The following is a 13,696-nucleotide window of genomic DNA, read 5'->3' as shown; positions in this document are numbered from 1 at the left end:
GGCAATGCTGCCAACTTGCTGATTTAGTGTATAATGGTGTTTTTGAGGTGCTCCCGTGGCTTCAGTCTCCGTCTGCTGTCCCTCCTGTTCCGCTACTGAAGGCGTGATGCGTAATGGCAAAAGTACTGCCGGGCATCAACGTTATCTCTGCTCTCACTGCCGTAAAACATGGCAGCTCACCTTCACTTATGCCGCTTCTCAGCCCGGTACACACCAGAAAATCATTGATATGGCTATGAACGGCGTCGGTTGCCGTGCCACCGCACGACTAATGGGCGTGGGCCTCAACACCATTTTGCGCCATTTAAAAAACTCAGGCCGCAGTCAGTAACCTCCCGGATACAGCCGGGCAGTGATGTCATTGTCTGTGCGGAGATGGACGAGCAATGGGGCTACGTCGGTGCAAAATTACGTCAGCGCTGGCTGTTTTACGCGTATGACAGGATACGCAGGGCGGTGGTAGCCCACGTTTTCGGTGAACGCACTATGGCCACACTGGAGCGTCTTCTGAGCCTGCTGTCAGTTTTTGACGTGGTGATATGGATGACGGACGGCTGGCCGATGTATGAGTCACGTCTGAAGGGAAAACTGCACGTCATCAGTAAGCGTTACACGCAGCGAATTGAGCGACACAACCTGAATCTGAGACAGCATCTGGCAAGGCTGGGCAGGAAGTCCCTGTCGTTCTCCAAATCGGTGGAGCTGCATGACAAAGTCATCGGGCACTATCTGAACATAAAACACTATCAGTAAATTGGAGTCATTACCCTGGCCCTGCACACGACAGCACCAGAGCTGCCGCGTCTGCTGGCCAGCATGCCGGTACCGCCCGCCACGATCAGCGAGCTGCAGGTTCTGGTTCAGCAGATGGCCGGTACTGCTGGCGTGAATAAGGCAGCAGTACCGGAGAAACCGACAGCGTCTGCCGAGCCGGTAGCGGAAGTTCCACAGGAAGAGGTGATCAGACTGAAACCGGAAGACATTAACCCGCGTAAACCGGAACCACTCAACCCGGATGCAGATGTAATCGCCAGGGTGAGAGGTGAGGAAAACACCGATGGACGGGAAATAAAAGCCGCTGCAGGCGTCAGAAGTGAGCTGGAAGGTGCTGACAAGGCATCCGGTGAACAGTCGCGGGCATCGCGTGTGATTGCAGATCTGGCAAACGCGGAACGCGACATGCTCAGGGCGGCAGAAAATACTGAACGCGGCCGCACGCCGGAGCGTGAAGAACAGACTCTCACCCGAACCATTCAGAAAGAACGTTAATCCCCTTTTGACCATGAGAATCAATCTATGAAAGCAAACAAATTAACTGCATTAATAGTTACAACATACATTGGCTTTGTTTCAATGGCACACGCTTCGGCCCCTCAGGCGGTATTCAGTCCGGAGCAGGAGGCTCGTATCGGAGAAATCGCTGCCGACTATCTGATCTCCCACCCGGAGATTCTCGTGACGGTCAGTCAAAAGCTGCAGGAACAGCAGGAGGTACGTAAGCAGAAAATGTTTGCACTCAGCGTGATGGAGAATCAGGCGAACCTTCTGCATGATCCGGACACACCGGCTTACGGGCCTGAAAATGCAAAAGTCGCGGTGATTGAATTCTTTGATTACCAGTGCGTGTTCTGCAGCCGCTTTGCGCCGGAGCTGGAGAAGGTTATGAAAGCGCAGCCGGACGTCCGCTACCACTTTAAGGAGTGGCCAATTTTTGGTGGTCGCTGGGAAGCTTCATTTCAGGCAGCACAGCAGGGGCTGACGGTCTGGCAAAAGAAAGGGCCGCAGGCCTATGTCACCTATCACAATGCCATCTACGCCACCGGTCATAATGAAGGCAAACTGACGGCGGAGGATATTCACGGAGCAGCGTCAAAGGCGGGACTGACCACCCCAGCTCCTGGCGACCATACCGCATCCCTGGAGAAAAACAGTAACCTGGCTGAGGCGCTGGGACTCACCGGAACGCCGGGGATCATCGTCATGCCCGTTAGCGGAGCGACTCCTGATACCATCACGGTTTTCCCGGAAGCCGTAACCGCTGAAAGACTCCAGGCAGCAATCCTGAAAGCCACGGCCAGATAGAGGATTTCAATTTCCTGTTTGCTGTGCCAGCCACATATGCAACCAACTTTTTTTAGCATATAGTTAAGTTCAGTAGTAAAATGCAGCGCCTCGTCGAGAGATGATGATTATGGAGTCCGTCGTCGTGAAATTTAAAATCCAGCACTTGCAGGCCGCAGTGGCACTGGTTCTTGCCAGTTTCCAGCCGCAACCCAAAGCGGTTGCGTGTCAGCCTACGATTGTTGAACGGGTTTACGAAATGGGCTCCAGAGTCAACAAAACCGATATCAGCGAGCTCACTGTTGCTCTCAATGACGTAGCTGAAGAATTACGCTCAAGTCGCATTGAGCTGGCCCGGTATGCAGACAGCGATTTCTCCGGCGCTATCAAAGTCGCCAGCGACATCAGAAATCATACTATCCATGTCGCAGGTATCGCAGAGTCCTTTGTTCTGATGTTGCCGGAAAAAAACATCATTCAGTCGTATGACAGGAATTCTGTTGAGTTTGCGTTCTTTAAGGCCATTAAGATGGTCAGTCTTGCGACCAAAAACTACCTTAGTCTGATTGATCAAATCACGCGAACGACAGAAGTGCGTGACTCTGGAATCAACCTCTCGGCCATGAATCACCTGCTGGATTCAGGCGACAGGGCTGCGGCCAAATGGCGTTAACGGCTGAGTACAGTCATGTCACGTGGGATTCGTTTTTCCAGCCCACGTTTGCCGTTTACCCTGAGCTGGAGAGTCAGCTACAGGCAGAGTTCATCACGTATAAATCAACTGGCGCACCGTCGAATCTCCTTGGAAGGGACGCCCCCTTTGATTTCCCGCCATTCGCTGTCGATGCTAACGTCCAGCATATTCACGTTAATCTGCATTTCCAGCTCACCTGGAGTGCCAGACAAGAGAATTACAACCGTACCTCAGATCATTATCTCATTTACACAGAACACATGTGGGATAGCGGCCGCTTTCTGCTGATGGGGCTGATAACACCGGCTCATGAACGTATGCCAGCGAGAGATACCCGGTTACTCAGCTACTTTTCTGAAGTTGCAGAAGATTTTCACGCTTCATAACCCTCAAAATCACATATGGTACCCGGCGAAAGAACGAAAAGGACCGGCCATCCCGCATATCCAAACCACCCCGGTTCAGAAGGGGAAGCAGGATAACCGGCAGACCTACTTTAACGGAAGTTCCACTGTTGAACCATTCGAGAAAATCGCGCAGCCTGCGAGCATCTTTGCACACTATCTTGTTAACTTATCATCTTGGTATGTTATTAAGTTCATATCAGATCCAGACGGTCACGAGCCGTGCGCAGGCGCGCTTCGCCGCGGCGATCGTACTGCTGGGTGGTGGTGACGCTGGCATGCCCCATGGCATCCTTTACAGTGATTAAGTCCTCGCCGTTATCCAGCATGGAGGTCGCAAAGGTTCGCCTTAAATCGTGCGGTGCGCATTTTGCAATCCCAGCCAGGCGCTGGCGCACCTGCAGGACATGGTACACCGTCTGGTCGGTAAGCCGGTCGTTCGTCAGGGTGTCAAAGCGGCGGATACGGGTGAACAGCGGCCCGTCTTTTTCTCCCCGCACGTCATCGATCCACTTTCTGAGCCGCTGCCAGGTGCCCGCCGGCATATAGGCCAGCCTTTCCTTGTTCCCCTTACCCAGTACCCTGAGCGCCCGCTCATCTGTGACAATGTCACACAAATCGAGCCCCACGGCCTCCGAGCGTCGCAGGCCGCAGCCGAGAATGACACCCAGCATCGCCGCATCGCGCACCCCAATGCTGGAGTCATCGGCCTCGCAAGCACCGAACAGCGCCCGGATCTCCTCCGGCGGCAGGGCCCGGCCGCGCGGAAGACGGCTGCCGCGCAGGTTACGGACCGCCCGGATGTGCTGGAAGCTCTCCACGTCCATCAGCCTGAGCATCCAGGCTTCCTTCGCCACGCCCTTGAGTGCCGAAAGATAGGTGTTGACGGTGGCGGTGGCCCGGCCGGTGTCGCGCAGCAGTTCGGTCACGGCCATCACGTGATGGCGCCGCAGGCTGCCCCAGCTGCAGGACTCCAGGGAGGCAGCTCCGAGCATAACGGCGACGATGTTCAGGAACGAGGCCATGGTCTGCCGGCTGCGGTGGGAATTGAGTGAAAGCAGGTAGGCCCGGGCCGGGCTGACCGGGGCATTCTCACCTGACAGCGCCGGCAGGAATTCCTCACTGGCTGCGGGCAGACTCAGCTCCGGTTCGTCATCGGGAATCAGGATCATGTCGGGCTCCGTCCGGCGCGCTGCGTAAAAAATCGGGGGCAAACTTACTGTCAGAGCGTACCGCAGAAAGTCTACTTTTTCAAAGGTACATTTTAATAAGTAGACTTGAAGCACTTGTTCTTGGGGTCTGAGGGCCAATGGAACGAAAACGTACGCTAAGGAAATAACCAATTGTTATAATTGATATTATTCATTCTTCTCTATGAACTGAAAGCCCGCACTAAGCAATGTTTTAGCCTCAAATGACTTTTTTACCTACCCAACTAACGTAACGATCGCACATCAGGTCGTTTTTCAACCGCATAGTGACACCTGCACTCACATGCGAGAAAACACATATGATTTTGACTTCTTGTTTTGGTGGAGAGACAATACCCATTCATAGCAGGAGTACATAATGCCAGAAATTGCATCCCTACAACTTTTCAAAATACTATCTGATGAAACCCGCCTGGGTATCGTGCTACTGCTCAGGGAGATGGGGGAGCTGTGCGTATGCGATCTCTGCACAGCGCTGGAACAATCACAACCCAAGACCTCCCGCCATCTGGCGATGCTTCGGGAAAGTGGCCTGTTGCTGGATCGCAAGCAGGGGAAATGGGTTCATTATCGCTTATCCCCGCATATTCCTTCCTGGGCTGCCCTGGTGATTGAGCAGGCCTGGTTAAGTCAACAGGACGACGTACAGGCCATCGCCCGTAAGCTGGCATCGGCCAACTGCTCTGGCAGCGGTAAGGCTGTTTGTATCTAAAAATTTTGCCTGTACATATATGTTTTTACGAATATGAGGTGTTAAAGATGAAAATGTTAACGGTGTTTGATCCGGCGATGTGCTGCAGTACCGGCGTTTGTGGTTCAGATGTCGATCAGGTTTTGGTCAATTTTTCTGCTGATGTGCAATGGCTGAAAGGGCGTGGGGTTCAGATCGAACGTTATAACCTGGCGCAGCAGCCTATGAGCTTCGTTGAGAACGAAAAAGCGAAAGCATTCCTTGAGGCTTCTGGAGCTGAAGGGCTTCCGCTGCTGTTGCTTGATGGTGAAACGGTGATGGCCGGGCGATACCCAAAACGCGCTGAACTGGCTCGCTGGTTTGGTATACCGCTGGAAAAGGTGGGTTTAGCTTCCACCAGTTGCTGTGGTGGTAAAACTTCCTGTTGTTGAGTATGTCAGGAGGACATATGAAATTCTTAGAGAATATCCCGTCTTACCTGTTTTTCACCGGTAAGGGAGGTGTAGGCAAAACTTCGATTTCCTGCGCAACGGCTATACGTCTGGCTGAACTGGGAAAGCGTGTTCTGCTTGTCAGTACCGACCCGGCTTCCAATGTCGGTCAGGTATTCGATCAGACTATCGGTAACACTATCCAGCCCGTGACTGCTGTGTCTGGTCTTTCGGCTCTGGAGATTGACCCGCAGGACGCCGCCCAGCAATACCGCGCCAGAATCGTTGACCCTATTAAAGGTCTTTTGCCTGATGACGTTGTTAACAGCATCAGTGAACAGCTTTCAGGAGCTTGTACGACAGAGATCGCTGCATTCGACGAGTTTACTGGCTTACTGACTGACGCTTCTCTGCTGACCCGCTTTGATCACATCATTTTTGATACTGCCCCAACTGGCCACACTATTCGCCTTCTTCAGCTTCCCGGAGCCTGGAGCAGCTTCATCGAAAGTAACCCGGATGGTGCTTCCTGTCTTGGTCCAATGGCTGGGCTGGAAAAACAACGCGAGCAATATGCTCATGCGGTTGAGGCATTATCCGATCCTGAACGAACTCGCCTTGTGCTGGTCGCGCGATTGCAAAAATCAACACTGCAGGAAGTCGCTCGTACTCATGACGAATTATCAGCTATTGGCCTTAAAAATCAGTATTTAGTCATTAACGGTGTCCTGCCTGCGAGCGAAGCAGAACGTGATGCACTGGCCGCTGCAATATGGCAACGGGAGCAAGAGGCGCTGGCAAATCTTCCTGCCGGGTTATCTGATTTGCCGACAGACAACTTATACCTGCAGCCGCTGAACATGGTTGGTGTATCCGCATTGAAAGGCCTGCTCAACGAACACGCTGAGATAACATCGCTTCCTGAACAAAGCCCACAGAACAAGCCAGAGAATATGTCGTTGTCTGTCCTGGTTGATGATATCGCCCGCAGTGAACACGGTTTGATTATGCTGATGGGCAAAGGTGGTGTGGGCAAAACCACAATGGCTGCGGCTATCGCCGTCAGTCTGGCGGATAAGGGTTTTGATGTGCATCTCACCACCTCAGATCCTGCTGCACATCTCAGTACAACGCTCAATGGCAGCCTCAAAAATCTGCAGGTCAGCCGAATCAACCCTCACGATGAAACTGAACGCTATCGTCAGCATGTTCTTGAGACGAAAGGCAGGGATCTGGATGAGGCTGGGAAACGGCTGCTCGAAGAGGATTTACGTTCTCCTTGCACAGAAGAGATTGCGGTGTTCCAGGCGTTTTCACGCGTAATTCGTGAAGCTGGCAAACGGTTTGTGGTCATGGATACGGCACCTACCGGGCATACGCTATTACTGCTTGATGCTACCGGGGCTTATCACCGTGAGATTGCCAGGAAGATGGGGGATAAAGGTCATTTTACCACTCCGATGATGCAGCTTCAGGACCAGGAACGTACCAAAGTTTTGCTGGTCACTCTGCCTGAAACCACACCTGTACTGGAAGCGGCAAACCTGCAGTCCGATCTTGAACGTGCGGGGATTCATCCCTGGGGCTGGATTATCAATAACAGCCTTTCGATTGCACAGACGCAATCGCCGCTGCTTTGCCAGCGCGCCCTACAAGAGCGTCCTCAAATCGAGGTTGTGAAAAACCAGCATGCAAGCCGCATAGCGTTAGTACCGGTAATGGCTGCAGAGCCCACTGGCATCGAGAAACTCAGAGAGCTGGTTGTTTAATTTTTTTTGTATATACAGGGCGGCAAAGCCGTCCTGTCTGGAGGATTTATGTTACTGGCAGGCGCTATTTTTGTCCTGACCATCGTTTTGGTTATCTGGCAACCGAAGGGATTAGGGATCGGCTGGAGTGCGACGCTGGGCGCGGTACTGGCGCTGATCTCTGGCGTAGTCCATTTTGGTGATATCCCTGTAGTGTGGAATATTGTCTGGAATGCGACGGCGACCTTTATTGCCGTGATTATTATCAGCCTTCTGCTCGATGAATCGGGCTTTTTCGAATGGGCGGCGCTGCACGTTTCACGTTGGGGTAACGGTCGCGGGCGTTTGCTGTTTACCTATATCGTTTTGCTCGGCGCAGCGGTGGCGGCACTGTTTGCCAACGATGGTGCGGCATTGATTCTGACGCCAATTGTTATCGCCATGCTGCTTGCATTAGGTTTCAGCAAAGGCACTACGCTGGCATTTGTCATGGCCGCCGGGTTTATTGCCGATACGGCCAGTCTGCCGCTTATCGTGTCCAACCTGGTTAACATCGTTTCTGCAGACTTCTTTGGGCTGGGTTTCACTGAGTATGCGTCGGTAATGGTGCCGGTGGATATCGCAGCCATTATCGCCACGCTGGTGATGCTGCATCTGTTCTTCCGCAAAGATATTCCGCCAACTTACGACCTGGCTCTCCTGAAAGCACCGGCAAAAGCGATTAAAGATCTGGCAACCTTCAGAACCGGCTGGATAGTGTTGATCCTTCTTCTGGTTGGCTTTTTCGTCCTTGAGCCGTTGGGTATCCCGGTCAGTGCGATTGCTGCTGTAGGGGCTGTCATTCTGTTTGCGGTGGCGAAGCGAGGCCATGCCATTAACACTGGCAAAGTGCTTCGCGGTGCGCCATGGCAGATCGTCATATTCTCTCTGGGAATGTATCTGGTGGTCTATGGTCTGCGTAATGCCGGACTAACAGAATACCTCTCCGGTGTGTTGAACGTGCTGGCAGATAAAGGACTTTGGGCCGCGACGTTTGGTACTGGCTTCCTGACGGCTTTCCTCTCTTCCATCATGAACAATATGCCTACCGTGCTGGTTGGTGCTCTCTCTATTGATGGCAGCACTGCAACAGGCGTTATCAAAGAGGCGATGATTTTTGCCAACGTGATTGGCTGCGATCTTGGACCGAAAATTACACCTATTGGTAGCCTGGCAACGTTGCTCTGGCTGCATGTCCTTTCACAGAAGAACATGACCATCACATGGGGATACTATTTCCGCACCGGGATCGTCATGACTCTGCCTGTGCTGTTTGTAACGCTGGCCGCGCTGGCGCTACGTCTCTCTTTCACTTTGTAATGAGATACTGATATGAGCAACATCACCATTTATCACAACCCAGCCTGCGGCACGTCGCGTAATACGCTGGAGATGATCCGCAACAGCGGTATCGAGCCGACCGTTATTCTTTACCTTGAGACTCCACCTTCACGCGATGAGCTGCTCAAACTCATTGCGGATATGGGCATTTCCGTCCGGGCTTTGCTGCGTAAGAACGTCGAGCCGTATGAGGAACTGGGTCTTGCAGAAGATAAATTTACTGACGACCAGCTCATCGACTTTATGCTACAGCATCCGATTCTGATCAACCGTCCGATCGTAGTGACGCCACTGGGAACTAAACTTTGCCGTCCTTCAGAGGTTGTTCTCGATATCCTTCCAGATGCCCAGAAAGCGGCTTTCACCAAGGAAGACGGTGAAAAAGTCGTTGATGATTCAGGTAAAAGACTGAAATAAAGACGAAGGGGGCATTTGCCCCCTTCATTATTACTTCGCCATTTCTTCCAGCAGGTCAATACCAACCGGCTCTTCGCTCTGTAGCGCTGTTAATGCAATACGCTTTGCATACTGCTCTTCCACATCAGAGATGAGAGGCAGCTCGCGGTTCGCCCTGATCTTCAGGAAAGGCGAAGACGGTTGAGCAGCTGCCAGGCTGTTATTAACGACCCATGCCCACGGCTCGATGCCAGCTCGGCGTAGATCCTGCTGCAGGTTAGCGGCTTCCAGTACAGGTGTCGTTTCGGCAAGCGTCACGATAATCACCTTCGTCTTCTCCGGGTCTGCTGCTTTTTCGCTATCACCTGTCTTCGATGTCAGAAAGCGAGAGAATTCGGCTTCATGCTGTCGCCAGAACACACTCATGCAATTGTTGAATGCCTTTACATCACTCATGTTCGTCCTCAAATTTTGCTCAGATTAACCCGGCTCTCATCTTCCAGAATTTTATAAACAGTGGAACGGGCAATACTGAGCCGGCGGGCAATATCTGTTGCACCAGTTCCCTGCTGATGAAGTGCCAGTACACTATTTCTGTCGATGATGCGCTTTCGGCCAAACCGGATACCTTTCAGCCTGGCCTCCTGCCGTCCTTCGTTCGTACGCTCCAGAATCCTCCTGCGTTCGGCCTGGGCTACAGCTGAAAGAATGGTCACAACCATTTTCCCCATTTCACCGTCGGTGCTGATCCCGTCGTCTATGAATCGGACCGCGACTCCCTGAGCGTCGAATTCTTTTATCAGTTGGATCATATCGGCAGTGTCGCGGCCAAGCCGGTCGAGTTTCTTCACCAGGATGACGTCACCTTCCTCCACCTTCATTCGCAGCAGATCCAGTCCTTTCCTGTCGGTAGAACTGCCGGATGCTTTGTCGGTAAATATGCGACTGGCTTTCACCCCCGCCTCTTTAAGCCCCTTGATCTGAATATCGAGGGACTGCTGGCTTGTTGATACCCGTGCGTAACCAAAAAGTCGCATAAAAATGTATCCTAAATCAAATATCGGACAGTGGGTGTCTGTTATAACAAAAAATCGATTTAATAGACACCTAGACAACACCATTTTAGTGTGTCCGAGAATTTATAATATTTCGGACGGTTGCGAAATTGTTAATTCATGACCATCAGGCAGGGAGGCCGGTATGCCCGTCGATTTTCTGACCACTGAGCAGGAACTGAATTATGGTCGCTATGTTGCAGAACCCAATGACGTGCAGCTGGCGCGCTATTTTCATCTTGATGAGCGGGATCTTGCCTTCATTAACCAGCGGCGGGGAAGGCATAACCGGCTGGGAATTGCGCTTCAGCTCACCACCGCCCGTTTTCTGGGCACCTTTCTGACAGACTTAACCCGGGTTCTGCCAGGTGTTCAGCAATTTGTCGCGGTGCAGCTTAATATTCGCCGTCCGGAAGTCCTTACCCGCTACGCAGAACGGGTTACCACCCTCAGAGAGCATACTGCGCTGATTAAGGAATATTACGGTTACCATGAATTTGGCGATTTCCCCTGGTCTTTCCGCCTGAAGCGCCTGCTGTACACCCGCGCATGGCTCAGTAATGAGCGACCCGGCCTTATGTTTGATTTTGCCACCGCGTGGCTGCTTCAGAATAAGGTCCTGCTGCCCGGAGCAACCACACTTGTACGTCTCGTCAGTGAAATACGCGAACGGGCAAATCAGCGGCTGTGGAAGAAACTGGCCGCGTTGCCGGACAGCTGGCAGACCGCCCGCGTGACGGAGCTTCTGGACATTCCTGAGGGGCAGCGTACTTCACCGCTGGAGCAACTGAAAAAGGGACCGGTCACCGTCAGCGGCCCGGCATTTACCGAAGCGCTGGAGCGGTATATCCGGCTGCGAAACCTGGAATTTTCCCGACTGAATTTTACCGGTCTGCCTGCTATACAACTGCGTAATTTGGCCCGTTACGCAGGCATGGCGTCGGTAAAATATATCGCGCGAATGCCACAGCAGAGAAAACTGGCCGTACTCACAGCATTCGTTAAAGCGCAGGAGACTGCGGCGCTGGATGAGGCCGTTGATGTGCTCGATATGCTGATACTGGATATCACTCGTGCGGCGAAGAAAACGGGGCAGAAAAAACGGCTCAGGACGCTTAAAGATCTTGATCGTGCTGCGCTAATATTGGCGCGGGCATGTTCATTGTTGCTGGATGAACAGGCTGACGATGCTGAACTGAGGGAGACCATATTCAACAGCATACCGAAAAGCAGGCTGGCAGAATCCGTCTGCAAGGTAAATGAGCTGGCCCGGCCTCAGAACAACAATTTCCATGACGAAATGGTGGAGCAGTACGGGCGGGTAAAGCGCTTTCTTCCGGCGGTATTGCGCGACCTGCATTTCCAGGCAGCGCCAGCCGGAGAACATACGTTGTCCGCCATTCATTATCTGACCGAACTGAACTGCTCGAAAAAGCGCATCCTGGACAATGCGCCTGAACATATTATTACCGGCCCCTGGAAACGCCTGGTATACGATGCGGAGGGCCGGATACAGCGTGCCGGTTACTCGCTTTGTCTGCTGGAGCGCCTTCAGGATGCACTACGTCGAAGGGACATCTGGCTCGAAAACAGCGATCGCTGGGGAAATCCCCGCGAGAAGCTGTTGCAGGGGGAAGAATGGCAGGCTCAGCGGGTCCCCGTTTGCCGGGCGCTGGGACATCCCACTGATGGACATAAAGGCGTGCAACAGTTGGCGGTCCAGCTAGATGAAACCTGGAAAACCGTCGCATCCCGCTTTGAAGGAAATGCGGAGGTTCATATTTGCCATGACGGTAAACATCCTTCCCTGACTATCAGCAGCCTGGAGAAACTGGAGGAGCCAACATCGTTGCATCGTCTCAACAGTCGGGTAAGGCTGCTACTCCCGCCAGTAGATTTGACGGAACTGTTGCTTGAAATAGATGCCAGAACGGGATTTACACGTGAGTTTACGCATGTCAGTGAATCCGGGGCCCGGGCACAGGATCTGCACATCAGCCTGTGCGCGGTCCTGATGGCAGAGGCCTGCAATATCGGGCTGGAACCGCTGATAAAGCACAATATACCGGCGCTGACGCGCCACCGGCTTAGCTGGGTAAAACAGAATTACCTCCGGGCAGAAACGCTGGTCAGCGCCAATGCCCGCCTGGTTGATTTTCAGTCCACACTGGAGCTTGCTGGCCGCTGGGGTGGTGGCGAAGTGGCTTCAGCTGATGGCATGCGCTTTGTCACGCCGGTGAAAACCGTCAATTCAGGACCTAACAGAAAATATTTTGGTTCCGGACGTGGCATCACCTGGTACAACTTCGTCTCTGATCAGTACTCTGGATTCCACGGCATCGTTGTCCCCGGCACATTACGAGATTCCATTTTTGTGCTGGAAGGCCTTCTGGAGCAGCAGACAGGGCTGAATCCGGTTGAGATCATGACAGACACAGCCGGTACCAGCGACATTATTTTTGGCCTCTTCTGGCTGCTGGGATACCAGTTTTCCCCCCGGCTTGCCGATGCCGGTGAAGCGGTATTCTGGCGAGTGGATAAATCGGCAAATTACGGTGCACTGGACGAACTGGCACGTGGTTGTGCCGATCTGTCGAAAGCCGAGGATCAGTGGGATGAGATGATGCGAACCGCCGGTTCGCTGAAACTGGGCACCATTCATGCTTCAGAACTCATTCGCTCTTTGCTGAAAAGCTCGCGCCCATCAGGGCTGGCACAGGCGATCATGGAAGTGGGGCGCGTCAACAAGACGCTGTACCTTCTTAATTATATTGATGATGAGGATTATCGTCGGCGGATCCTGACGCAGCTAAACCGGGGGGAAGGCCGCCATGCTGTGGCGAGGGCGATCTGCTACGGGCAGCGCGGTGAGATCAGAAAGCGCTATCGTGAAGGTCAGGAAGATCAGCTGGGGGCACTGGGCCTGGTCACTAACGCAGTGGTACTGTGGAACACACTTTATATGCAGGAAGCCCTGAGCTGGATACGCAGTAATGGAGAAGAAATCGGGGTTGAAGATATCGCCCGGTTGTCCCCACTGATGCACGGGCATATCAATATGCTGGGGCATTATACGTTTACGCTACCGGAGGATATTTTGAAGGGGGAACTGAGAGAACTAAATTTCAATTTAAACAATGAATTAACTTCTTAGCGTACGTTTTCGTTCCATTGGCTCTCAAACCCCTTCTTAGCTGTACGATTACAACATGCTTTTGATAAGCCAATAGCTTTATCTAAAAGCAATGCAAAAATGGAAGAGGATGATTCTACAATAAGCATCATTAAACTTATTGTGGGATTGATTAGCTTTTACCATTCTGATTTTTATGTTGGCACATATTAAATAATAAATAGTTAATCGAGTTTATCGAACTTCGATTCAAAAAAACGTTATGTCATTTATTCAAGAAATTGGTGAGAAAATAGGGCGCATATAAATAGGCGACTCTTGGCAACCCTCCTCAACCGTCTTCCGGAGCCTGTCATACGCGTAAAACAGCCAGCGCTGGCGCGATTTAGCCCCGACATAGCCCCACTGTTCGTCCATTTCCGCGCAGACGATGACGTCACTGCCCGGCTGTATGCGCGAGGTTACCGGCTGCGGCCTGAGTTTTTTAAGTGA

At 52.4% G+C, this 13,696-nt stretch carries 13 protein-coding genes and 2 pseudogenes; 11 read left to right on the top strand and 4 right to left on the bottom strand.

Annotated elements, in window-relative coordinates; translation table 11 throughout:
* Positions 1–55: 55 nt before the first annotated feature.
* The 5 genes and pseudogenes from OGY37_RS17320 to OGY37_RS17300 all read left to right on the top strand — a co-directional run bounded on the left by OGY37_RS17320 (position 56) and on the right by OGY37_RS17300 (position 3,141).
* Positions 56–753, top strand: a protein-coding gene (locus tag OGY37_RS17320) for an IS1 family transposase (RefSeq protein ID WP_286619986.1) whose coding sequence is annotated in 2 segments (ribosomal slippage) — positions 56–305 and positions 305–753 — 699 coding nt in all. Because the reading frame shifts where the segments join, the coding sequence is not laid out codon by codon here.
* Between the two features lie 15 nt (positions 754–768).
* Positions 769–960, top strand: a pseudogene (locus tag OGY37_RS17315) (plasmid partitioning/stability family protein); the annotation flags it as partial.
* A 336-nt stretch (positions 961–1,296) separates the two neighbouring features.
* Complete coding sequence (locus tag OGY37_RS17310; RefSeq protein WP_013087230.1) at positions 1,297–2,082, top strand: DsbA family protein; 786 nt, start codon at positions 1,297–1,299, stop codon at positions 2,080–2,082.
* 124 nt (positions 2,083–2,206) lie between these two features.
* Complete coding sequence (locus tag OGY37_RS17305) at positions 2,207–2,734, top strand: hypothetical protein (RefSeq protein ID WP_225986326.1); 528 nt, start codon at positions 2,207–2,209, stop codon at positions 2,732–2,734.
* Positions 2,725–3,141 carry a type II toxin-antitoxin system YafO family toxin gene (locus tag OGY37_RS17300; protein ID WP_023338064.1) on the top strand — a complete coding sequence of 139 codons (417 nt, stop codon included), beginning with the start codon at positions 2,725–2,727 and terminating at the stop codon, positions 3,139–3,141. The genes OGY37_RS17305 and OGY37_RS17300 overlap by 10 nt, the downstream gene beginning before the upstream one ends.
* Positions 3,142–3,353: 212 nt before the next feature.
* Here the strand turns inward: OGY37_RS17300 and OGY37_RS17295 are convergent, their stop codons facing one another.
* On the bottom strand, positions 3,354–4,331 hold the full coding sequence (locus tag OGY37_RS17295) for a tyrosine-type recombinase/integrase (protein ID WP_013087234.1): 978 nt from the start codon (positions 4,329–4,331) through the stop codon (positions 3,354–3,356).
* A 397-nt stretch (positions 4,332–4,728) separates the two neighbouring features.
* On the opposite strand from OGY37_RS17295, the gene arsR reads away from it, so the two are divergent.
* Genes arsR through arsC form a run of 5 tightly spaced genes read left to right on the top strand, consistent with a single transcriptional unit; the run spans position 4,729 to position 9,037 of the window.
* Positions 4,729–5,082, top strand: coding sequence for an As(III)-sensing metalloregulatory transcriptional repressor ArsR (gene arsR, locus OGY37_RS17290; protein ID WP_001114073.1), 354 nt, complete (start codon positions 4,729–4,731; stop codon positions 5,080–5,082).
* Positions 5,083–5,129: 47 nt separating this feature from the next.
* On the top strand, positions 5,130–5,492 hold the full coding sequence (gene arsD / locus OGY37_RS17285; RefSeq protein ID WP_000783215.1) for an arsenite efflux transporter metallochaperone ArsD: 363 nt from the start codon (positions 5,130–5,132) through the stop codon (positions 5,490–5,492).
* Positions 5,493–5,509: 17 nt separating this feature from the next.
* Entirely contained in the window at positions 5,510–7,261 is a 1,752-nt protein-coding gene (gene arsA / locus OGY37_RS17280; RefSeq protein ID WP_001556710.1) for an arsenite efflux transporter ATPase subunit ArsA, read from the top strand.
* A 48-nt stretch (positions 7,262–7,309) separates the two neighbouring features.
* Positions 7,310–8,599: an arsenite efflux transporter membrane subunit ArsB gene (gene arsB / locus OGY37_RS17275; RefSeq protein WP_000922630.1), complete on the top strand. Its 1,290-nt coding sequence runs from the start codon at positions 7,310–7,312 to the stop codon at positions 8,597–8,599.
* A 12-nt stretch (positions 8,600–8,611) separates the two neighbouring features.
* On the top strand, positions 8,612–9,037 hold the full coding sequence (gene arsC, locus OGY37_RS17270) for a glutaredoxin-dependent arsenate reductase (protein ID WP_000065758.1): 426 nt from the start codon (positions 8,612–8,614) through the stop codon (positions 9,035–9,037).
* A gap of 30 nt (positions 9,038–9,067) precedes the next feature.
* Here the strand turns inward: arsC and OGY37_RS17265 are convergent, their stop codons facing one another.
* Both OGY37_RS17265 and OGY37_RS17260 read right to left on the bottom strand, forming a co-directional pair.
* Entirely contained in the window at positions 9,068–9,472 is a 405-nt protein-coding gene (locus OGY37_RS17265; RefSeq protein WP_004118313.1) for an ArsA-related P-loop ATPase, read from the bottom strand.
* 8 nt (positions 9,473–9,480) lie between these two features.
* On the bottom strand, positions 9,481–10,053 hold the full coding sequence (locus OGY37_RS17260; RefSeq protein ID WP_001556711.1) for a recombinase family protein: 573 nt from the start codon (positions 10,051–10,053) through the stop codon (positions 9,481–9,483).
* 163 nt (positions 10,054–10,216) lie between these two features.
* On the opposite strand from OGY37_RS17260, the gene OGY37_RS17255 reads away from it, so the two are divergent.
* Positions 10,217–13,225, top strand: a complete 3,009-nt coding sequence (locus OGY37_RS17255; protein WP_012817690.1) for a Tn3 family transposase — start codon at positions 10,217–10,219, stop codon at positions 13,223–13,225.
* A 312-nt stretch (positions 13,226–13,537) separates the two neighbouring features.
* Here OGY37_RS17255 and OGY37_RS17250 read toward each other — a convergent pair.
* Positions 13,538–13,696 (bottom strand): annotated as a pseudogene (locus OGY37_RS17250) (IS1 family transposase); the annotation flags it as partial.

It is taken from the genome of Citrobacter sp. Cpo030 (assembly GCF_030333005.1).
Classification (GTDB): domain Bacteria; phylum Pseudomonadota; class Gammaproteobacteria; order Enterobacterales; family Enterobacteriaceae; genus Citrobacter; species Citrobacter portucalensis.
This window is presented reverse-complemented; position numbering and strand designations above follow the sequence as displayed.